Genomic DNA, 21057 nt, shown 5'->3' on the forward strand with positions numbered 1-21057 from the left:
GAAGCCGGCGTTCGCGCGCGCGTCCACGCCGCTGCCGATACAATCGCCGGACAATGGCCAGCGACCCGATCCAGATCACCCCCAGCCTGACGATTCCGCCCAGCGAACTCGTCGAACGCTTCGTGCGTGCCAGCGGCGCCGGTGGGCAGAACGTCAACAAGGTCTCCACCGCGGTGGAGCTGCGTTTCGACGTGGCCGGCTCGCCGTCACTGCCCGAACCCTTGCGGGCGCGGCTGCTGTCGCGACGCGACCGCCGCATGACCGCCGACGGCGTGCTGGTGATCGATGCGCAGCGCTTCCGTACCCAGGACCGCAACCGCGACGATGCGCGCGAGCGGCTGGTCGAAATCATCAGTGCGTGCCTATCGGTGCCCAAGCGCCGGGTCGCCACCAAACCGAGTCATGGGGCCAAGCTGCGGCGGCTGGATGCCAAGCGTGAGCGCAGCCATATCAAGCGTGGACGCTCTGCGTCCCACTGGGAGTAAGCGTGAGTCACACCGACCCGTCGTTGCCACCGGTAACACAGGCCAACATCCTGCTGCAGCCATCCCCTCCCAGAATGCCGCGCGCACACGGCCGCTTCATCCGCTGGCTGGGCCGCACTGCCTTGCGCATGACCGGTTGGCGCCTGCTCGGGCGGCTGCCCGACGAGCCCAAGCTGGTGATGATCGTGGCCCCGCATTCGTCCAACTGGGACGGCTTTGTGGGCTTTGCGGCCAAGTTCGCGCTGGGCTTCGACGTGCGGGTGCTCGGCAAATCGCAGTTGTTCTGGTGGCCGCTCGGCCCACTGCTGCGCAAGCTCGGCGCCATTCCACTGGACCGCAGCTCGCCGCAGGGCACCATCGGCCAGGCGGTGCGGCTGATCCGCAACTCCGAGCAGATGTGGTACGTGATCACGCCCGAAGGCACGCGCAAGCGCGTGGAGAACTGGAAGGCCGGTTTCTGGAAGATCGCCTCCGATGCCAAGGTGCCGATCCTGCCGGTGTATTTCGACTACCCCAGCAAGACCGTGGGCATCGGTGAGCCGTTCTGGACCGGTAACGACATGGCCGCCGATATCGCCGCCATTCGCACCTGGTACCGGCCGTGGCGCGGCAAGCATCGCGATACGTTATGAGGCCGGTGGTGCGCGGTTGAAGGATCGCTGGCGGTGATGGGTGAATCCGATGCGTCTGCCGTCGAACATGTACTCAATCGAGAAGCTCAATGATCGCTAGGACCGCACGCGCGTTGTGTCTGTCGTTCTCTCTGCTGCTCATCGCCGGACCGGCGCTCGCAGCCACGCCAATGCTGGTCATCCACGGCGGTGCAGGCGTTGAGAAATCCAGCCTTTCCAAGGACGAACAAGCCCAGGCGCGCGAGGCGATGCAGCGCGCGCTGCGTGCCGGGCATGCGGTGCTGCAACGTGGCGGCAGTGCGGTGGATGCGGTGGCCGCCACCATCACCGTGCTGGAGGACGCGCCGCAGTTCAACGCCGGCCGCGGTGCAGTGTTCACCCATGACGGCAAGAACGAACTGGACGCGGCCATCATGGACGGTGCCAGCGGCAAGGCCGGTGCGATCGCCGGTGTGCACACGGTCAAGAACCCGATCCAGCTGGCGCGCAGCGTCATGGACCGCTCCAAGCATGTGATGCTGGTCGGCGACGGCGCCGAGCAGTTCGCGCGCGAGCAGGGCGTCACGCTGGTCGATCCGTGGTACTTCCGTACCGACAAGCGTTGGCAACAGCTGCAGAAAGCGCTCAAGGCCGAAGCCGGTGACCGCCAGGCGCAGGCCGAGCTGGATCTGGAAACCGCCAAGCATTTCGGCACCGTCGGCGCGCTGGCGCTGGACCGCGACGGTCATCTGGCCGCCGGCACCTCCACCGGCGGCATGACCAACAAGCGCTATGGCCGCGTCGGCGATGCGCCGATCATCGGCGCCGGTACCTACGCCAATGCGCAGTGCGCGGTGTCCGGCACCGGCTGGGGCGAGTTCTACATCCGCGCGGTGGCCGCCTACGACATCTGTGCGCGCATGAAATACGCCGGACAATCGCTGCAACAGGCCGCCGAGACGGTGATCGATCAGCAGATCCCCACGTCCGGCGGCGATGGCGGCGCCATCGCTCTGGATGCGCAAGGCAACATCGCCTTTCCGTTCAATACCCAGGGCATGTACCGCGGCTGGATCGGCGCCGACGGTATTGCGCATGTGGCCATCTTCAAGGACGAGACGCTCTGACGGGGCGATCGGGTGTGGCGTGTGGTCCGAGTCGCCCTCATCCGCCCTTTGGGCACCTTCTCCCCTGCAGGGGAGAAGGCAAGCTCACGACTCCTCACTCCCGCAAGCAGGCATCTCCTTCTCCCGAGGGCGGGAGAAGGTGCCCAAAGGGCGGATGAGGGCGCACCAGCGGCAACCAAGTCTTCCAGTCGCCAACACCGCCCCACCGACCAATCCAACGGCACATGCCAGCGGTCGAGAAACCCGCTAGCGTGACCGGCTGCCGTAACAACCACTCAGGAATCACACGCCATGTCGCGTACCGTCGTTCTGGCCGCCGCCATCACCCTGGCATTGGCCGCATGTTCTGGAAAAGAGCCATCCGGTAAGGAGTCCACCACCGTGCCCGAAAAGACCACCACGCCGGCCGCGGACGCAGCGCCGAACCCCTTGCTGACCGCCAGCACGCTGCCGTTCCAGGCGCCGCCGTTCGACAAGATCAAGGATGCCGATTACCTGCCGGCGTTCGAAGAAGGCATGCGCCTGCATCTGGCGGAGATCCGCAAGATTGCCGATAACCCCGAAGCGCCCACCTTCGACAACACCATCGAAGCGATGGAGCGTGGTGGCGAAACGCTCACGCGCGTCTCGCGCATCTTCTTCGGGCTGGTGCAAGCCGATACCAGCGACGCACGCCAGAAGATCCAGGAAGAGATCGCGCCCAAGCTGGCCGCGCATCAGGACGAGATCAATCTCGACCCGAAACTCTTCGCCCGGGTCAAAACCATCTACGACCAGCGCGACACGTTGAACCTTGACCCGGAGCAGAAGCGTCTGGTCGAGCGCGATTACCAGGAACTGGTGCGCGCCGGTGCGCAGTTGTCCGATGCCGACAAGGACAGCCTGCGCAAGCTCAACGTGGAAGAAACCACGCTCTCCACGCAGTTCCATACCCGCCTGGTCGCCGCCTCGGCCGCCGGTGCGGTGGTGGTGGACGACAAGGCCAAGCTCGATGGCTTGAGCGAGGGCGACATCGCCGCCGCAGCCGATGCCGCCAAGGCACGCAAGCTCGACGGCAAATATCTGCTCAGCTTGCAGAACACTACGCAGCAGCCGGTGCTGGCGTCGCTGAAGGACCGTCAGCTGCGTGCCGATGTGCTCAAGGCGTCGGAAACCCGCGCCGAGAAGGGCGATGCCAATGACACCCGCCAGACCATCCAGCGTCTGGCGCAGCTGCGCGCGCAGAAAGCCAAATTGCTCGGCTTCGACAACTACGCCGCCTACAGCCTGGGCGACCAGATGGCCAAGACGCCGGACGCCGCGCTCAAGCTGCTGACCGACACCGTGCCCGCTGCCACCGCGAAGGCACGCCGCGAAGCAGCCGAAATTCAGAAGGTCATCGACGCGCAGAACGGCGGCTTCAAACTCGCCGCCTCCGATTGGGATATGTACGCCGAGCAAGTGCGCAAAGCCAAGTACGACCTGGACGAATCGCAGATCAAGCCGTACTTCGAACTGGACAACGTGCTCAAGAACGGCGTGTTCTACGCCGCCACCGAGCTGTACGGCATCACGTTCAAGGAACGCACCGACATCCCGACCTACCACGCCGACATGAAGGTGTACGAAGTCTTCGATGCCGACGGCACCTCGATGGCGCTGTTCTACACCGACTACTTCAAGCGCGACAGCAAGTCCGGCGGCGCCTGGATGGACGTATTCGTCGAGCAGGACGGCCTCACCGGCGCCAAACCGGTGGTCTACAACGTTTGCAACTTCACCAAGCCCGCTGCCGGCCAGCCGGCGCTGCTGAGTTTCGACGACGTCACCACGCTGTTCCATGAGTTCGGCCATGCGCTGCACGGCATGTTCTCCAAGGTGAAATATCCCTCCATCTCCGGCACCAGCACCTCGCGAGATTTTGTGGAATTCCCCTCGCAGTTCAACGAGCACTGGGCGTCGGATCCGAAGGTCTTCGCCCATTACGCCAAGCACTACCAGACCGGCGCCGCGATGCCGGCCGAGCTGGTGGAAAAGATCAAGAAGGCCAAGACCTTCAACAGCGGCTACGCCACCACCGAATATCTGTCGGCAGCGCTGCTGGATCTGGCCTGGCACACCCAGCCGGCGGATGCGCCGTTGCAGGATGTGAGCAAGTTCGAAGCCGATGCGCTCAAGCGGTTCAAGGTGGACCTGGCCGAAGTGCCACCGCGTTACCGCAGCAGCTATTTCGATCACATCTGGGGCGGCGGCTATTCGGCCGGTTATTACGCCTATTTCTGGTCGGAAGTGCTCGACGACGATGCATTCGAATGGTTCAAGGAGAACGGCGGCCTGACCCGCAAGAACGGCGACACCTTCCGTGCCAAGATCCTCTCGCGCGGCAACACGGTCGACCTTGCCACGCTGTACCGCGATTTCCGCGGCAAGGATCCCAGCGTCAAGGCGCTGCTGGAGAATCGCGGTTTGACCGAGTGAGACACCTGCGTGCACGACGCACGCAGATGCAGGCGATGATCGAAACGGGATGGCCTTGCGGCCATCCCTTTTTTGTTGCGTCGCTTTTGATGCATCGCCGCGGTCGGCGCCGCATCATGCCGGTTGCGGCGCCGGATCTTCCCCGATTTGCACGATCACTTCGTGCGACTGCGATGTGGACGCTCCTCCCGGACGCAGCTGCTCCACCGCCTGCGACAGGGTCAGCGACGGCGCGGCCTGCGCTGCGGAGGACGTGGCACCGGGCGGTTGGGCGAGCGCCTTGGCCCGATCCAATAACTGTTCCACGTCGTTGCCCTGCAGTAGCGCGTTGATCGCTCGGCTCGCCTTGGCCGCCCGACGCTGGGACAGCGCTTCCTGGGCTCCCCCCATCACGCCACGTAAGACTTGCTGCTTCAACCCGATGTCGGTGTCGCCCTCGCGGCGATTGTTCTTCACGGAGATGGCGGTGTGCTGATTCAGAGCGCCGACCGCAGCCATGGTTCCGGACAGGGCAGAGATCGCCAGGGTCTGTGCGGTCGGCACGTTCCGTGTTCCACCCTGCGCTGCAGAGCTGGCCTTGCCGATCACCGAGGATGCCGCGCTGCCCAGCACAACGAGATGGAACATCTGGCCAAGGCGCTGGGCGGTCTGTGCGGAGAACTCGCGCGAGGTGTACTTCTTTGCGATATCGCTGATCAGTTGATCCGACACCACCGACTTCTCGGCGCTGAGCAGTACCGCTGCAGCGACACCGTTTTGATCCAGTTCGTCCAACTTGCCTTCGCGCAAGGCTTGCAGATCCTGGCTCAGTAGTTTCAGCGCCTTCGCCGGGCCGGCGCCGTGGCCCGATTCCAGATCCAGGTCGTCGGCATCTGCCGCCCCCTGCGGCGAGGGCGATGCCTGCACCTCCGCTTTGAGCACTTTTTCCATCGACGCCAGTCCGTTGATGACGCGTTTCACCAGAGCCTGCGTGGGCGACTGAATCAGTTTGCGCAGTTTGTTCTGATCGATCTCCTGTGCCGTAACCGGCTCGCCACGTGCAAGTTTCGATTTACCTGCCTCGGTCAATACATCGGCGTACAGCAGATTGAGCTTGTTGTTGTAATCCTGTTTTGCCTGTTCGTCGAAGCCGGCGGCCACATGCTGCGCGGCTGTCATCAACAGTGCACCGACGGTCTGCGCGGTCGGCGACATTGCCCGCATTGCGCCGGTCTTGCTGAGCAGGCCCAGCATGCCCGACAGTGGCGAACGCAGGATGCGCGGGACTGCCTGCCAGCGATTGCCCTTCCATTGCCGGTCGTGCGCGCCCTGGGTCATGACAAAGTCGTGCTGGGCCTGATGCAGGCGCGTTTCGGCTTGCAGCAATTGGTGGGCAGCGTCGGTGAGCTCGGCAGTTGGCGTTGCGGAGGGACTCTGATCTGCTGCGTTCTTGAGGTTGCGGAACCTGTCGCAGCACTCGCCGAATGCTGCGATGTGGCTTTCCAGTGCCTTCGCAAGATCCGGTAGCCAATGCTTGTCGTTGATCTGCTTCTTGTCCGGCACGATGACGTGACCGCCATGCTCGCGGATGGACTCGCACAGACTGACCACCGCCGATTGCTGGGCCGCATTCATCGGTGCGGCGATGGCCGCTGTTGCAAAGCCGAACCCTGCGCCTGCCCATGGCTGACGGGTTGCGTAGTTGATCCACGGCGAAGCGATGTACTGCATCGCATTGTTTAGAAAACTACCGCTGGGATTGGCCATGCCGGACCACAACGCGGCGCGTCGCAAGTGGGAAACATCCACTTCGCTCAATCCCTGCGCCTTGTACCAATCCATCGCATCCGTTTCGCGGATGCGGCTCAACAAATCTGCGTGTGTCGCTGCGCGTTCCTGCACGCCGCTGGTGTCCGGCAGTTTCATCGGCCTAACCTTGTTGATCAATTCGGCGGCCAGTTGCGGCTCGACGGCACGGCTGTTGTCGGCAGCCAGTTGCTCTTTGAGTCGCACCAGCGACCCTCCGGCAGGATGCAACGGTACGACAGGCTGCGAAATCTCCAGACCAACCGGGTCCAGGTGGCTAGCCGTATGAGATGCGTGCGCAGTGGCGTCTGCGGTCTCCTTGCCGCGCTTGCTCGGGCGGCGGGATAGCATGGTCAATGCGCCATCGGGCTGGGCATCCGAGAGTCTGGGCGAGGTATCCGGGGACGCTTCTTCGATCTCATGGATGTTTGTACTTGAGGCTGAGACAATGCGACTGAGCGGATTGGCGGATGCAGCAGGTTTCATCAGATTTCTCCTAGCGCTTGGTGCAGTGGCGGCATCGGTCGATGGCCGGTGCCGATGAATGCGATCACCACGCAGCCAGGTGCTGGGTACATTGTCGATGGGCGGCGAGGTGGCCGTGTCTCGAAAAGCGCTTCGAGTTCAGGCATGCGAAGCAGCCGTCGCCGAGATAAAAATCCAAACTGCGGACCGCATTGAGCGAGGATTGAATCACTGTCCAGGCAGCATCCTTGCCAGGCAGCAGAACCGATGTCGCCGCACCCGAATCGCCGTGCGGGTACCGGTACCCGAGGTCTGGCCCGTCGTCGGCAGATGTCGAGGGCTGGGTGAGGCCGCTGCGCAGCGACGGGTGTCGCGCGCATCCGCGTGAGCGGTGCGTCGCCAGAACGCGATGGCAACGCGCCGGCATGCCTCCGGCCAGTTACCGCGACGTCACCAACCCATCCGCCGCCGCCGCATCCTGCCGCCACCAACGCACGCGATTGGCCGGCGCCTGCAGATCCACCCGATCACCCATGCAGGGCGTCGCCAGCGCAATACCAGCGCTATCGGCCAGCGCCACGATGCGCTCCAGCGGCTCGGACCAGACATGCATGGCCAGATCGAAGGTGCCGTTGTGGATCGGCAGCAAGGTGCGCCCGCCGACATCGATAAACGCCTGCAGGCTCTGCTCCGGCTGCATGTGCACGTCCGGCCACATCTGGTCGTAGGCACCGTTTTCGATCAGCGCCACATCGAATGGCCCCAGACGCTGGCCGATCGTCTTGAAGTGCGGGCCATAGCCGCCGTCGCCACTGAAGAACACCCGCAGGTCGGCGTCCTGGATCGCCCACGAGCACCACAGTGTGCGGTCGCGGTCGAACAGGCCGCGGCCGGAAAAATGCCGCGACGGCGTGGCGGTGAGGGTGAGGCCACCCACCTCCACCGATTGCCACCAGTCCAGCTGCCGCACCTTGGCCGGGTCCACGCCCCAGCGCACCAGCAGGTCGCCCACGCCCAGCGGCGCGACGAACACCCCGACGCGATCGGCCAGGGCGGCAATGGTGGCGCGGTCAAGGTGGTCGTAGTGGTTGTGCGACAGCAGCACGCCGGCCAGCGGCGGCAGCTCGTCCAGCGCGATCGGCGGCGCGTGGAAGCGCTTGGGCCCGGCAAACGCGAACGGCGAGGCGCGCTTGGAGAATACCGGATCGGTCAGCCACAGGCCGCCACGCAGTTTCATCAGCACCGTGGAATGACCGAGCCGGAACAGGCTGTGGTCGGGCGCCTCGCGCAGCTGCGCCGCGCTCAGCGGCAGCACCGGCAGCGCCTGCGAGGGCACCGTGTCTGTGGGTTTGTTGAACAGCACCTCCCACAACAGACGCAAGCCACCCAACACGCCGGGCTGGCTCAGGCGGGTGGGCAATGCGTTGCGGAAGCGGCCATTGCGGAACTGCGGCGAGGCGGCATGCGAGGCGGTGCGTGGCAGATGACGGGACTGGGTGGGCACGACGCTATCCATCGGTGGGGGCGGGCGAACCGGCGATGCCGGTACTGTAATTACACTACACAGTGTAGTTTTATCTTGGGAAATGTAAACCGGGCGGTGTAACATTGCGCCATGTCCAGCTCATTCGACGCGGCGCCGGCGCAGCAACGGCTCACCGACCGCAAGCGCCACGCCATTGTCGAGGCGGCCATTGCCGAGTTCCGGCAGCACGGTTTCGACGCCACCAGCATGGACCGCGTGGCCGCCACGGCGGGCGTGTCCAAGCGCACCGTCTACAACCATTTCCCCAGCAAGGACGCATTGTTCGGCGAGATCCTGCGCGGGCTGTGGCAACGCAGTGCCGAAGCGGTGAGTCTGGCGTATCGCCCCGACCAATCATTGCGCACGCAGTTGACGCAATTGCTGCAGCAAAAGCTGCGGTTGCTCGACGATGCCGCCTTCATCGACCTGTCGCGCGTGGCGATCGCCGAAGGCATCCACTCGCCGGAACGCGCCCGCGCGCTGCTGGCGCAACTGGGTAGCAAGGAAGAAGGCACCACCACCTGGCTGCGCGCTGCACTGGCCGATGGTCGCCTGGTCGAGGTCGATCCGGAATTCGCCTCGCAGCAGCTCCAGGCGCTGGTGAAGGGGTTTGCGTTCTGGCCGCAGTTGGCGATGGGCCAGCCGCCACTGTCGCCCGCCCAGCAGGCGCAGGTGGCCGAATCGGCGGTGGAGATGTTTCTGCGGCTCTACGGGCGCGAGTAAGCATCCTGGCAGCATGGTTTTTGCTCGCAGGCCGCAGTGCCGGTCGCGCAGTGCGGCCATTGCGCACGGTCCATGCGCACCTGACTCACTCGCTCGGTGTGTCGGCCGCTCAGCGGCGTCTGTGCGCACGTGTGGCCGGGCGCATGGGGTCATCTGAGCTGACGCTTGCGAGCCAGACATGCCGATGCAGTCGTACACCTGGCGCGGCACCGCACGCACCGCATATCACCGGCGACATGTACGCGCGACGGACTGCTGCACGCATCCGGCGCAGCCGACGGCGTGGGCGTGCATCTTGGCGCGGCAGGTAAATCGAGCAGAGCCACTCACGCGCCGTCAGCGTCCTGCGCCCATACCGCCAGCGCATAGCCATGCGGATCGGTGAAGTGGAACCGTCGCCCGCCGGGAAATGCGAACACCGGGCGCGTGATGGTGCCGCCGGCCGCGTCGATGCGCGCCTGCGTGGCCGCCAGATCGTCGGAGGCCAGCACCACCAGCGCGCCACCCGGCTGCGGTGTGCCGTGGAAGAACCCGCCAGTGAGCCTGCCGTCGCGGAACTCGCAATAGTCGGGGCCGTACTGCTGAAAAGTCCAACCGAACGCCGCGCCGTAAAACGCCTTGGCGACCTCGATCGAGGTGACTGCAAATTCCAGGTAGTCGATACGGTGATGCTGCTGGCTGTGGGGCATGGCGATTCCGCGTGTCGGGTGGCTGCACAGCATCGGCTGTCAGGCAGTCACTGACTTGGCGAAAACGGCCATCAACGTGCGTGTTGCTGCACCAACTCGCGCGGACTCAACCCGGCAAGCTGGCGCGCATCGCGGACCAGGTGCGGTGCATCGCCGTAGCCTGCTTCCAGCGCGGCAGCGGTGAGGGTGGGGGAATGACCAGCCAGGCGCAGGAAGCGCTGCAGGCGCAGGATGCGTTCCAGGGTCTTGGGGCCGTAGCCGAAGGCCACGTGACAACGCCGCCGCAGCTGGCGCGCGCTGATGCCCAGCGCTGTGCACAACGCCGGTACACGCAGCGTTGCATGGTCTGCCAGCTGCGCGAAGGTCCAGGCCATCTGCCGATCCACCGGCGTGGCGTGCTGCCGACACAGGCCGTGCAAGATGGGCAACGCATCGCCACTGTCGTGCAGCCGCTGTTGCCAGTGGCTTCCACGGGCGCCCCACAGCTCTTCCAGCGCCACGCGCTGGTCGGCAAGCTGATGCAGCGGGACGCCGAGCATGCCGGCCGCTGCACCGGCGCTCAGGCGCACGCCCGTCAGCACGTTGCCCGGGGCCACGCAGGCCATGTTCGCGGCATGGTCGGGGCCGGCGACGAACAGCGAGGAGCCATCCCAGATCAGATCGACGCAGCCATCCGGCAACACCCGCACCGGTGCGCTCGCCGCACCCTGCCGATACCGCCAACTGCAGCGCAGCTGTGTGTGCAGGTCGGGCGGCGGCGGCAGTTGTGCGTAACCGGATTCGAGGTCTGGGGACATGGCAGCGGTCTGTGGCAAAACGCGTCAACGCAGCCGCATGGCCGCGTCTGCCGATGTGCCCACACGGCGGCCCTGGCGCTCGGACAGGCCCGATGGCGTGGTGAGATCGTTCCAGGCAGTGGTAGGCATGGACTCATCATCCTGGTGGATTGCAGCCTGGCGCAACCGGCAATAGCGTCAGCTGCCGGCGCGCGCAGCCGGATGCTTTTGCGGCCGGGTGCCAGCACGCGCAGTACCCGTCAGCGCCCCGGGCGACCGGTGTCCAGTGCTGCGCCGGTGGCCGTGTCCCGGCGTCCATGGAACCAGGCCACCATCGGCGAGGCCATCACCGTAGTCACCAGCGTCATGCCGAACAACAGGGTGAACAGATCCGGCCCGATCACGCCGCTGTCCAGGCCGATCTTGATCACCACCAGTTCCATCAGGCCGCGTGCGTTCATCAGCGAGCCCACGGTCAGGCTGTCGCGCCAAGCGTGGCCGCTCAGGCGTGCACCCAGCGTGCAGCCAAGCAACTTGCCGCTCACCGCCACACCGATCACCAGTACGAATCCGCTCAGGCCGGCACCGGTGAACACACCAGCGCTCGTGGCCTGACCGGCAACCGCAAACAGCACCGGCATCAGCAAAGTGACCGCTAACGGCTCGATGCGCCCAGCCAGATGCTCCAATAGGCGATCCTCGCGCGGCAGGCAGATGCCGAACAGGAATGCACCAAAGATCGCATGCAGCCCGATCCACTCCGCCAGCGCGGCACACGCCAGCAGGCCGATCAGTACCCACACCAATGCCGTCGGCGAATACCGGCCGTCGGGCGCGCATGGTCGCAGCAGGCGCGCATACGCAGGCTTGAGCAAACCGAACGCGCCGGCGATCAAGAGCAACGCACCGATGGCAGTGAACGCCACGCCGCCATGCGCGTTGTTACCGGTCAAGGTCAGCACGATCGCAAGGAAGATCCATACCGTCGCGTCGTCGATCACGGCAGCGCCCAGTGCCAGGCGGCCGGCCGGCGTACGCGTCATGTTGCGGTCCTTGAGGATGCGCGCCAGCACCGGAAAGGCGGTGACTGACATCGCCGCGGCAATGAACAAGGCGAACGGCCAGAAGCCAACTCCTTGCGGTGCGAAGCGCGGGAACAACCATGACGCGGCTGCCAACCCAAGCAACAGCGGCAATACGATGCCGGACAGACCTACCAGCAATGACGCGCGCACCTGCGCCTTGGTGCCTTCGGGCGCGCGCAATTCCACGCCGACCACGAACATGAAAAGCACCGCGCCCATCGTGGCCAGGCCGGACAGCGGTGGCAGGCTTTTCGCGGCGAACAAGACGGCGTGCAGCTCCGGCAGCCATGCACCGAATGCGATCGGACCAAGCAACAGCCCAGCCGCCATTTCGCCGATGACCTGCGGCTGACCAATGCGTTGCAGCACTGCGCCGCAGAGGCGCGCTGCGCCCAGGATCACCGCCAGCTGCACCAGCAATAACGTCGTCGGATTCATTGCGTCAGCATTCCATTGGTTGAGTCGGCTCGGCCTCGCGCATCATGTAGGTGATCGGCTCGTTCTCCTGGTCCGACAGCACAGTGGCGCATCACACGCAGCAACGTAGTTTATGCGCGTCGCTGCACTGTAAGAATGTTGGTGCGCAACGCGTGCATGCGCTACGACCTGAACTCACGCTCATCTGGCCCGATGCAGGCAATGGCAATTTGTCGCGTTCGCTCGCATTGCTGCATGGCACATACGCCGAGCGCAGTGTCCCGGCGCTTGGCTTCGGCGCCTTGCGCATGATGGATGACACCACGCGTGGTAGGGATTTCAGTCGATGGCAACCTCGCTGTATCGCACGACTCAACGCTCCGAATCGCCGCTCTCGTCATAGCCGCGCGGGGTGAACAGATCCGGTTGGATCAGCTCGATAAATGCACGCGCCTGTGGCGACAGATATTTGCCCTTGCGCACTACCACACCATAACTACGGGTCGGGAAAAAATCCTTCAGCGAGCGCGTGGCGAGCTTGTCGCGGTCGGCCTCGGTGACGCAAATGGCGGTGACGATGGAAATGCCCATGCCCATCGCCACGTACTGCTTGATCACCTCCCAGCCGCCCACTTCCAGCGCCACCGTGTACGGCACGCGCGCCTGTTGAAAGATCAGATCGACCAGGCGGTAGGTCACCTGGCGGCGCGGCGGCAGGATCAATGGATACGGCGACAGATCCTGCAGCGAGACCTCTGCCTTGCTGGCCAGCGGATGGTCGGGTGGGGTGATCAGCAATTGCTCGAAACGGTAGACCGGCGCGTAGTTGAGGTCGGCGGGCACGTCCAGCATCGAGCCGATTGCCAGATCCACCGCATCTTCGCGCAGCAGGTCGGTGCCATCGGCGCTGATGGCGTTGTGCAGGGTCAGGCGCACGTCCGGATGGCGCGCGCGGAAGTTCGCCACGATGCGCGGCAGCAGGTACAGGATGGTGGAGCTATTGGCGGCGATATTGAGCTCGCCGGCATCCAGTCCGCGCACTTTTTCGCGAAAGCTCGCTTCCAGCCCATCCAGGCTTTCCACCAACGGCTGCGCCATGTCGTACAGCAACTGGCCCTCGCGGCTGGGCGCCATGCGTCGCCCGGAGCGTTCGAACAACGGCACGCCCAGGTCACGCTCCAGTGCCTGCAGCTGCAATGTCACCGCCGGCTGGCTGACATATAGCGCCTCAGCCGCACGTGAGACAGACCCTAGACGCACTGTCTGGCAGAAGGCACGCAGCGGTTTGAGACGATCAGATTTATAGGAAAATCGAGGGGTTGGCGCCATAACAGTGCGCTTCGCAGCTCTAATATAAACCAGGCTTATTTACAGCATTGATAAAACTGCTTTGTCAAATAGTTGTGTCGGGCGCACGGTGCAAGTCCGGATGTACAAGGACCTCCACATGGCTGCCACCGCGTTTGCTCCCCGTCCCACCGACCACGCCACACCCGGAATTTCGTTGACGACCCAGGTTGCCGGCCAGGCAGAAGTGCTGCCGGCCGCGGCTTTGGCCTTGCTGGTCTCGCTGCACCGGGCGATCGAGCCCGGCCGCCAGCAGCGTCTGGCTCAGCGGCGCGAGCGCCAAGCCGCCTTCGATGCCGGCCAGTTGCCGGACTTCCGCAGCGATACCCAGGCCATCCGTGCCGGCGATTGGCGCGTGGCCGCACTGCCGGCGGCGCTGCAGGACCGCCGTGTCGAAATCACCGGCCCCACCGACCCGAAGATGGTCATCAACGCGCTGAACTCCGGCGCCAAGGTGTTCATGGCCGACTTCGAAGACTCCACCGCGCCGACCTGGCGCAACCTGCTGGCCGGCCAGCGCACCTTGGCTGCCGCGGTGCGCGGCGATCTCAGCTTCGATGCGCCCAACGGCAAGCACTACGCCCTGCGCCCGGAAGCGGAACGTGCGGTGTTGATCGTGCGCCCGCGTGGATGGCACCTGGATGAAAAGCATGTGCTGATCGACGGCCAGCCACTGGCCGGCGGTCTGTTCGACGCGGCGCTATTCGCCTTCCACAATGGCCGCGCGCTGCTGGCCAAGGACCGCGGCCCGTACCTGTACCTGCCCAAGTTGCAGAGCATGGAAGAAGCCGCGCTGTGGGAGACCGCACTGGCGCATATCGAAGCGATGCTGGGCCTGCCGCATGGGCAGATCAAGGTGACCGTGCTGATCGAAACGCTGCCGGCGGTGTTCGAAATGGACGAGATTCTGCACGCGCTGCGCGAGCGCATCGTCGGGCTCAATTGCGGGCGCTGGGACTACATCTTTTCGTATCTGAAGACCTTTCGCGCGCACCGCGACCGTGTGCTGCCCGAACGCGGCCAGGTCACCATGCCCCAGCCATTCCTGAAGGCGTATTCGGAGCTGTTGATCAAGACCTGCCATCGCCGCGGCGCGCATGCGATGGGTGGCATGGCCGCGCAGATCCCGATCAACCACGACGAGGCTGCCAACGAACAGGCCATGGCCCGCGTGCGCGCCGACAAGCTGCGCGAAGTCAGCGCCGGCCACGATGGCACCTGGGTGGCGCACCCGGCGCTGATTCCGGTGGCGATGCAAGTGTTCGACGAACACATGCCCACCGCGCATCAGCAGCATGTGCTGCGCAACGACGTACAGGTGACGCGCGACATGCTGATCGCGCCTTCACCGGGCAACGTCACCCGCGCCGGCTTCGAGGGCAATGTCGAAGTCTGCGTGCGTTATCTGGCCGCCTGGCTGGACGGCAATGGCTGCGTGCCGATCCACCACCTGATGGAAGACGCCGCCACCGCCGAAATCAGCCGCGCACAGTTGTGGCAGTGGCTGCATCACGGTCAGCATCTGGACGATGGCACCGCCATCGATCAGCACCTGTTGCAGGCCACGTTACGCGCGCTGCCGGCGCGATTGGGAACCGCCACTGCATTGCCCGGCGCTGCACGGATCGATGAGGCGATCGCCTTGCTGGAAGAGTTGAGCCGCGCCGACGAACTGGCGGATTTTCTCACCGTGCCGGCCTACCGCCTGATCGATTGATCACCGCGTTGCAGGGACACCTCGCACGGTGTCCCTGCACTGCTCACCTCAACGCAGCACACCTCCCGTTGCGCGCAGACGCAACGACGGCTTCGCCATGCCGCATGCCGTGTCATGCACGGCCTTCCTTCCTCGTTCCATCCGTGGTTCCTCTTCAGGAGAACGCAAGATGAGCACTACACTGCAAAGCGCCGAACAACTGCAGCAGGATTGGGCCAACAACCCGCGCTGGAATGGCATCGCCCGCAATTACAGCGCCGCCGATGTAGTGCGCCTGCGTGGCACCGTGCATGTCGAGCATTCGTTGGCGCGCTTGGGTGCTGAAAAGTTATGGACCTCGTTGCACGCCACGCCGTTCGTCAATGCGCTGGGCGCGCTGACCGGCAACCAGGCGATGCAGCAGGTCAAGGCCGGTTTGAAGGCAATTTACTTGAGCGGTTGGCAGGTTGCCGCCGATGCCAATCTGGCCGGGCAGATGTATCCGGACCAATCGCTGTACCCAGCCGATTCGGTGCCGGCGGTGGTCAAGCGCATCAACAACACCTTGCTGCGCGCCGACCAGTTGCATCACGCCGAAGGCAACGATGACATCGATTTCCTGCAGCCCATCGTGGCCGATGCCGAAGCCGGTTTCGGCGGCGTGCTCAACGCCTTTGAATTGATGAAGGCGATGATCGAAGCCGGTGCGGCCGGTGTGCATTTCGAAGATCAACTGGCGTCGGTCAAGAAGTGCGGCCACATGGGCGGCAAGGTGCTGGTGCCCACGCGTGAGGCGATCGAAAAATTGAATGCGGCGCGTCTGGCCGCCGATGTGCTGGGCGTGCCGACGGTGCTGATCGCACGCACCGACGCCGAGGCGGCCGACCTGATCACTAGCGATGTGGATACCAACGATCAACCGTTCACCACTGGCCAGCGCACCGTCGAAGGCTTCTTCAAGACCCGCAATGGCCTGGACCAGGCGATCAGTCGCGGCTTGGCGTACGCACCGTATGCAGATCTGATCTGGTGCGAGACCGGCAAGCCAGACCTGGACTTCGCGCGTGCATTCGCGCAGGCCATCCATGCCAAGTTTCCCGGCAAACTGCTGGCCTACAACTGCTCGCCCAGCTTCAACTGGAAGAAGAATCTGGACGACGCCACCATCGCCAAATTCCAGACCGAGCTGGCGAGCTACGGCTACAAGTTCCAGTTCATCACCCTGGCCGGTTTCCACGCCTTGAACTACGGCATGTTCCATCTGGCGCACGGCTATGCGCGTCGGCAGATGAGTGCCTTCGTCGAATTGCAGCAGGCCGAATTCGACGCGGCGCAAATGGGATTCACCGCAGTCAAGCATCAGCGTGAAGTGGGCACCGGATACTTCGATGCAGTGACGCAGGCGATCCAGCAAGGGCAATCGTCCACCACCGCGTTGCGTGGCTCGACCGAGGAGGAGCAGTTCCACAGCGACAAGGCAGCCTGATCGCTGGTCCAAGGCAACGTCGGCAGATGTACCTTTGGCTGCAGTGACGCAGCTGCTGCACGCCTGAGTGACACTGCTGTCTCTGCAGGTGCCGATCACCACGCCAGAGGCAGCAGTGCGACCTGCGGCACCCTGGCAGGGAGAGGGCTCGGGAAACCAAGCCCTTTTTTTGCGTGAAAGACCCGTCAATTCATCTCTTTCCTCATGAGAAAGAGTGTGACCTGGTACTGAACAAAAGGGTCCTGTAGGATTTGTCTATGGGCTAAGGTTGCAGGCCGGCCTAGGGGAACACCGCATGACTTGCCACAACACCGCAGGCGCAGTCGAGCCAACGGGGACCGTTGCCAAAACGCTCTCCGACGGGCTGCATGCGTCGATGACTGCCGAGGAGCTGGCGTTTTTCGCCCGTTTCGGCCGTTCGCGCGAGGTGGCCGCGGGCCAGTCGCTGTTCGAGCGCGGTGAAGTGGGCACGCAGATGTACATCGTTGTCAGCGGACAGATCGATCTGGATTTCGGGGAGGATCTGATGCTCAAGCATCTGAGTCCCGGCGAATTCTTCGGCGAGCTCGGCCTGCTGATCGGCGACCACGCACGCAGCGCCGGCGCCAGTGCCTCGACCGATAGCCGCCTGATCGAGCTGGCACACGACGATTTCCAGCGCTTGGTGGACCACGATCCCTCGATGGTGGCGCACTTCCTGCGCCGCTCCATCGTGCGGGTGGTCAACAACGAACAACTGTTGATCCGTCAGCTGCGTCGCCGCAACCACGACCTGGAAGCGGCGCTGGACAACCTTTATGTCACCTCCCACCAGCTCAACCACACCGAAGAACTGAGCCGTACCGACGAGCTCACCGGTTTGCACAATCGACGTGGGCTGGCGTTGCACCTGCAGGAATGCCGGCGCGCCGGCCAGGTGCCGGGCGTTGGCCTGATCCTGATCGACTGCGACCGCTTCAAGCGCATCAACGACGAGTTCGGCCATCTGGCGGGCGACCGCGTGCTGCAGAACGTGGCGCATGCCTTGCGTTCGGTGATCGCCGAAGGCGACCTCGCCTGCCGTCTCGGCGGCGACGAATTTTGCGTGCTCGTCGCACAGGGCAACAGCGAGCTGGTGCACCACATCGGCGAATGCATCGTGCGGGCAGTGGAAGCGCGGCTGTGCAACGGCCAGGGCGAACAAGGCTGCTCGGTCAGCGTGGGCTCGTGCATGATCGATGCCGACGCGGCCTGGAACGACTGGTACACGCTGGCCGACAGCGCCTTGTACGAAGCCAAGCGGCAGGGCGGCAACGTGCTGTGCATGCAGGAGACGCTGGCTCTGGATCAGCCGCCTGCCTCCGGTCAGCGCTGAGCGATGAGTACCCGCACCCACGCACGCAAGGACGCGTCGTCGGAGGCGATCCAGGCGCCGCGTCTGCGGACCTTGCTGTTGACCGATCTCTGCGATTCGACTGCACTGGTCGAACGGATTGGCGATAACGCCGCAGCGGCACTATTCCGCGAGCACGACCGGCTGGTGGTCAAGCTGCAGCAGCACTGGCGCGGCCGCCTGATCGATCGTTCCGACGGGCTGTTGTTGTTGTTCGATCGCCCCATCGACGGCCTGGGCTTCGCGCTGGATTACGCGCGGGGGCTCAAGACGATGGGCGATGCCCACGCGCTGACGCTCTGCGCGCGGCAAGGTCTGCATGTCGGTGAAGTGCTGACGTGGCGCAACAGCGAGGAGGCGGTCAGCATCGGCGCCAAACCGCTGGAAGTTGAAGGGCTGGCCAAGCCCACTGCCGCCCGCCTGATGTCGATGGCCCGGCCCGGGCAGATCCTGATCTCGGCGGTAGCCGAATCGTTGACTCACCGTGCCGCACGCGAACTCGGCAGCCGCGCCGACCGGCTGTTGTGGAAATCGCACGGGCGTTGGCGCTTCAAGGGCATGCCCACCGCGATGGAGATCTACGAAGTCGGCGAAGTTGGTTTGACCCCACTGCGCATGCCGAAAAACTCGGCAAAAGCCTGGCGCGACGTGCCGCTGTGGCGCAGGCCGGCAGCATTGGTGGCGGAGGTGGGGGTGATGCTGGCGGTGGGCATCGCCGTGTGGTTTTTCATTCGGCCGCAGCCTGCGATTGCGTTTGCCGAGCGTGATTGGGTGGTGGTTGGCGATGTGCGCAATCTCACTGGCAATACAGTACTTGATGGCACGCTGGAACAGGCGCTACGCATCAGCCTTGAGCAGTCGCGGTACGTTAACGTACTGAGCGACATGAAGGTGCGCGACACCGTGGCGCGCATGAAGCGCGATCCCAACACGATTGTTCTCGATCGCAGCGTGGCGTCTGAGGTAGCGTTGCGTGATGGCGCCCGCGCAGTTGTTCTGCCGACGGTGGCTGAAGTCGGTGGGAAATTGCGTTTCAGCGTGGAGCTAGTGGATCCGCGCACGCAGACAACCGTGTATTCGGAGTTTGTACAAGGCGACGGCTTGCCGTCTGCTCTGTCTTCGGTCGATCAAGTCACCCGTAAGCTGCGGCAGGGGCTGGGCGAGATGGTTGCGTCGATCGACAAGAGTTCGGTGCCATTACCGGCGGTCACAACCTCGAGCCTGGACGCGTTGCGTGCGTATGCTCTCGGCGTGGAAGCCACTGCAAAAGGTCGTTGGCGCGAGGGCTTGGAGTTGTTCGATCGCGCGGTTGGGATCGACCCGACGTTTGCATTGGCTTACCTGGGTGCTGCGCGTATCAAGGTTGCGGTGTCCGACCGCAACGGCGCGCTTCCGTACCTGGACAACGCGGTTCGGTTCCGCCAGCGTTTGCCGGCGCGTGATCAGCTCTATCTAGATGCCTGGATTGCCGAATTGCGGGCGGTGAACACCGCATTGCCACTGTGGAGAACCTTGGCGTCGCTGTATCCGGATAATTTTGCCGGCGCTGCCAACACATCGTGGCATTTGTTTGTAGCCAACCGCTTTGCAGAGGCTCTGCCATACGCGCAGGCGGCCGACGTTGTACAGGATCCGCTGCGTTCCATTGCGTCCGATCGGATCGGGCGCATCCTGCTGGCACAGGGGAAGGTTGAGGCCGCGTTGCAGCGCTTCGAAAACTCGGGCGATGGCGATCGGGCAGGTCCGCTGCGCCGCAAAGCAGATGCCTTGGCGGTGTTGGGTCGTTATGTCGATGCGCGGCGGGCCCTCGACCAGATCGTGGAGAACGGCTACGCCAATGATGACGTGGTGCCGCTGATCGACCGCACCAGTATCGCTCTGGATCAGGCCAATTGGGCGGATGCGAATGCTGCGATGGCACAGGCTCTGGAACGCAGCAAGCACACCGATAACTTCAGCTATCGTCAGTTCTTGGTGATTGGGGCGACCACTGCCGCCATCACGGGTGAAACGGCACCTGTGGGCAAGATGGTGAGCTCGGCGTTTGATGAGCTGGTGGCTGCAATAAAGACCGAGGGCCCGGCCGAGCCAAACTTGCAGGATGACGCTGCGCTGGTGTTGGCTTTGGTCAGCCAGGCTCAGCGGAATGGCGACGATCACTTCACTGCACGCGCGCTTTCGGCGATAAAGCCTGCGCTCGCACACGAAACACCTGTGCTTGCAGAATTGCGCGCGATCGTCGAAGCCCAGCATCTAGCGCTGTCAGGGGATCGCACAGCAGCGATTGCCCGTCTGCCTACCAGCCCGGACGATCTGTTGCAGACGCGCGTCACCTTGTACACGTTGTTGCACGACAGCGGACGGCATGCGGAGGCACTGCAACAAGCACGCTGGCTTTCTCTGCAGCGCGGGCGCGCCTACATCGAGGCAAATGCCTCGCAGACGCTACAGCCGCTCAATGTGGCGCATACGCGGTTAGCCCAGCTATGGACTGCCGAGTCGCTGTATGCACTGGGGCATACCCAGGAGGCCCGCGAGCAGGCGCAGGCGTTCGTGCGCGCCTGGCCTGCATCGCGTCTGCCTGCTTACTTGCGCAGCAGGGTGGAGCGAATACTTTCCGATTCGAAAGCGAAGATCACGGTGTGATTGGTCTTTTCGGTCAGATAGCTCTGTAACTCGGCACGTGCCAGCGCGATGTCTTCTTTGGACGCGAGCTGATTGGTGGTCATGCAGTAATAGGGCTCTCCGGCACTGGGCACTGTTTTGTCGGCACTCGCACCGGTTACCCCGATCTGAGCGAGCGCCTGCACTGGGTTGCATTGGAAGCAATCGCGAAAATCGTCGTCGTTGGACAGCAGCTCCAACAACCTGTCGGCGGTGGATGCATCGAACGGAAGGTGTGCATTGTCGGCTGAGTCAGTCATCGTCTTGTCCGCAGAGTGAGGGGGTTGATGCATGGTGTGATGGGATAACTGAGACAATATCGACCATGCGCATGTGTCCTTGAGATG

Annotated in this window: 16 protein-coding genes; 9 read left to right on the forward strand and 7 right to left on the reverse strand. The window is 64.0% G+C overall.

The window, feature by feature from the left end:
* Positions 1-53 precede the first annotated feature (53 nt).
* The 4 genes from arfB to dcp all read left to right on the forward strand — a co-directional run bounded on the left by arfB (position 54) and on the right by dcp (position 4680).
* Positions 54-485: an alternative ribosome rescue aminoacyl-tRNA hydrolase ArfB gene (arfB, locus tag XpruCFBP8353_RS18585; RefSeq protein ID WP_101364537.1), complete on the forward strand. Its 432-nt coding sequence runs from the start codon at positions 54-56 to the stop codon at positions 483-485.
* Positions 486-487: 2 nt separating this feature from the next.
* The gene (locus tag XpruCFBP8353_RS18590; protein WP_101364538.1) at positions 488-1117 is read left to right on the forward strand and encodes a lysophosphatidylcholine acyltransferase; all 630 of its coding nucleotides are present in this window, start codon (positions 488-490) and stop codon (positions 1115-1117) included.
* Between the two features lie 89 nt (positions 1118-1206).
* Positions 1207-2223: an isoaspartyl peptidase/L-asparaginase family protein gene (locus tag XpruCFBP8353_RS18595; RefSeq protein ID WP_162301112.1), complete on the forward strand. Its 1017-nt coding sequence runs from the start codon at positions 1207-1209 to the stop codon at positions 2221-2223.
* A 291-nt stretch (positions 2224-2514) separates the two neighbouring features.
* Positions 2515-4680 (forward strand): peptidyl-dipeptidase Dcp, encoded by a 2166-nt coding sequence (gene dcp, locus XpruCFBP8353_RS18600; protein ID WP_162301113.1) that lies wholly within the window; start codon positions 2515-2517, stop codon positions 4678-4680.
* A gap of 114 nt (positions 4681-4794) precedes the next feature.
* On the opposite strand, the gene xopN is transcribed toward dcp, so the two are convergent.
* Positions 4795-6951 (reverse strand): type III secretion system effector XopN, encoded by a 2157-nt coding sequence (gene xopN, locus XpruCFBP8353_RS18605; protein ID WP_101364540.1) that lies wholly within the window; start codon positions 6949-6951, stop codon positions 4795-4797.
* A gap of 418 nt (positions 6952-7369) precedes the next feature.
* On the reverse strand, positions 7370-8446 hold the full coding sequence (locus tag XpruCFBP8353_RS18610) for an MBL fold metallo-hydrolase (RefSeq protein WP_101364541.1): 1077 nt from the start codon (positions 8444-8446) through the stop codon (positions 7370-7372).
* Positions 8447-8545: 99 nt separating this feature from the next.
* On the opposite strand from XpruCFBP8353_RS18610, the gene XpruCFBP8353_RS18615 reads away from it, so the two are divergent.
* Complete coding sequence (locus XpruCFBP8353_RS18615; protein ID WP_101364542.1) at positions 8546-9178, forward strand: TetR/AcrR family transcriptional regulator; 633 nt, start codon at positions 8546-8548, stop codon at positions 9176-9178.
* Between the two features lie 326 nt (positions 9179-9504).
* Here the strand turns inward: XpruCFBP8353_RS18615 and XpruCFBP8353_RS18620 are convergent, their stop codons facing one another.
* From XpruCFBP8353_RS18620 to XpruCFBP8353_RS18640, 4 genes are all read right to left on the reverse strand, one after another.
* Positions 9505-9867: a VOC family protein gene (locus XpruCFBP8353_RS18620; RefSeq protein ID WP_101364543.1), complete on the reverse strand. Its 363-nt coding sequence runs from the start codon at positions 9865-9867 to the stop codon at positions 9505-9507.
* A 71-nt stretch (positions 9868-9938) separates the two neighbouring features.
* Positions 9939-10664, reverse strand: coding sequence for a helix-turn-helix domain-containing protein (locus tag XpruCFBP8353_RS18625; protein WP_101364544.1), 726 nt, complete (start codon positions 10662-10664; stop codon positions 9939-9941).
* A 239-nt stretch (positions 10665-10903) separates the two neighbouring features.
* Positions 10904-12166 carry a cation:proton antiporter gene (locus XpruCFBP8353_RS18630; RefSeq protein WP_101364545.1) on the reverse strand — a complete coding sequence of 421 codons (1263 nt, stop codon included), beginning with the start codon at positions 12164-12166 and terminating at the stop codon, positions 10904-10906.
* A 351-nt stretch (positions 12167-12517) separates the two neighbouring features.
* Complete coding sequence (locus XpruCFBP8353_RS18640) at positions 12518-13474, reverse strand: LysR family transcriptional regulator (RefSeq protein WP_101364547.1); 957 nt, start codon at positions 13472-13474, stop codon at positions 12518-12520.
* Positions 13475-13592: 118 nt separating this feature from the next.
* Between XpruCFBP8353_RS18640 and aceB the strand changes: the two genes are divergently transcribed.
* The 4 genes from aceB to XpruCFBP8353_RS18660 all read left to right on the forward strand — a co-directional run bounded on the left by aceB (position 13593) and on the right by XpruCFBP8353_RS18660 (position 20692).
* Positions 13593-15209, forward strand: coding sequence for a malate synthase A (gene aceB / locus XpruCFBP8353_RS18645; RefSeq protein ID WP_101364640.1), 1617 nt, complete (start codon positions 13593-13595; stop codon positions 15207-15209).
* A gap of 169 nt (positions 15210-15378) precedes the next feature.
* Positions 15379-16674 carry an isocitrate lyase gene (gene aceA, locus XpruCFBP8353_RS18650; RefSeq protein WP_101364548.1) on the forward strand — a complete coding sequence of 432 codons (1296 nt, stop codon included), beginning with the start codon at positions 15379-15381 and terminating at the stop codon, positions 16672-16674.
* A 295-nt stretch (positions 16675-16969) separates the two neighbouring features.
* Complete coding sequence (locus XpruCFBP8353_RS18655; protein ID WP_101364549.1) at positions 16970-18028, forward strand: GGDEF domain-containing protein; 1059 nt, start codon at positions 16970-16972, stop codon at positions 18026-18028.
* 3 nt (positions 18029-18031) lie between these two features.
* Positions 18032-20692 (forward strand): putative peptide modification system cyclase, encoded by a 2661-nt coding sequence (locus XpruCFBP8353_RS18660; RefSeq protein ID WP_101364550.1) that lies wholly within the window; start codon positions 18032-18034, stop codon positions 20690-20692.
* On the opposite strand, the gene XpruCFBP8353_RS18665 is transcribed toward XpruCFBP8353_RS18660, so the two are convergent.
* Positions 20632-20970 (reverse strand): NHLP-related RiPP peptide, encoded by a 339-nt coding sequence (locus tag XpruCFBP8353_RS18665; protein ID WP_101364551.1) that lies wholly within the window; start codon positions 20968-20970, stop codon positions 20632-20634. The genes XpruCFBP8353_RS18660 and XpruCFBP8353_RS18665 overlap by 61 nt on opposite strands.
* Positions 20971-21057: the final 87 nt, after the last annotated feature.

The organism is Xanthomonas prunicola, assembly GCF_002846205.1.
GTDB classification, from domain to species: Bacteria; Pseudomonadota; Gammaproteobacteria; order Xanthomonadales; family Xanthomonadaceae; genus Xanthomonas; species Xanthomonas prunicola.

What these genes read in the sequence shown, in the direction of transcription:
- arfB (WP_101364537.1), top strand. Translation starts at nt 54, where the DNA reads ATGGCCAGCGACCCGATCCAGATCACCCCCAGCCTGACGATTCCGCCC.
- XpruCFBP8353_RS18595 (WP_162301112.1), top strand. Translation starts at nt 1,207, where the DNA reads ATGATCGCTAGGACCGCACGCGCGTTGTGTCTGTCGTTCTCTCTGCTG.
- dcp (WP_162301113.1), top strand. Translation starts at nt 2,515, where the DNA reads ATGTCGCGTACCGTCGTTCTGGCCGCCGCCATCACCCTGGCATTGGCC.
- xopN (WP_101364540.1), bottom strand. Translation starts at nt 6,951, where the DNA reads ATGAAACCTGCTGCATCCGCCAATCCGCTCAGTCGCATTGTCTCAGCC.
- XpruCFBP8353_RS18610 (WP_101364541.1), bottom strand. Translation starts at nt 8,446, where the DNA reads ATGGATAGCGTCGTGCCCACCCAGTCCCGTCATCTGCCACGCACCGCC.
- XpruCFBP8353_RS18615 (WP_101364542.1), top strand. Translation starts at nt 8,546, where the DNA reads ATGTCCAGCTCATTCGACGCGGCGCCGGCGCAGCAACGGCTCACCGAC.
- XpruCFBP8353_RS18620 (WP_101364543.1), bottom strand. Translation starts at nt 9,867, where the DNA reads ATGCCCCACAGCCAGCAGCATCACCGTATCGACTACCTGGAATTTGCA.
- XpruCFBP8353_RS18625 (WP_101364544.1), bottom strand. Translation starts at nt 10,664, where the DNA reads ATGTCCCCAGACCTCGAATCCGGTTACGCACAACTGCCGCCGCCGCCC.
- XpruCFBP8353_RS18630 (WP_101364545.1), bottom strand. Translation starts at nt 12,166, where the DNA reads ATGAATCCGACGACGTTATTGCTGGTGCAGCTGGCGGTGATCCTGGGC.
- XpruCFBP8353_RS18640 (WP_101364547.1), bottom strand. Translation starts at nt 13,474, where the DNA reads ATGGCGCCAACCCCTCGATTTTCCTATAAATCTGATCGTCTCAAACCG.
- aceB (WP_101364640.1), top strand. Translation starts at nt 13,593, where the DNA reads ATGGCTGCCACCGCGTTTGCTCCCCGTCCCACCGACCACGCCACACCC.
- aceA (WP_101364548.1), top strand. Translation starts at nt 15,379, where the DNA reads ATGAGCACTACACTGCAAAGCGCCGAACAACTGCAGCAGGATTGGGCC.
- XpruCFBP8353_RS18655 (WP_101364549.1), top strand. Translation starts at nt 16,970, where the DNA reads ATGACTTGCCACAACACCGCAGGCGCAGTCGAGCCAACGGGGACCGTT.
- XpruCFBP8353_RS18660 (WP_101364550.1), top strand. Translation starts at nt 18,032, where the DNA reads ATGAGTACCCGCACCCACGCACGCAAGGACGCGTCGTCGGAGGCGATC.
- XpruCFBP8353_RS18665 (WP_101364551.1), bottom strand. Translation starts at nt 20,970, where the DNA reads ATGACTGACTCAGCCGACAATGCACACCTTCCGTTCGATGCATCCACC.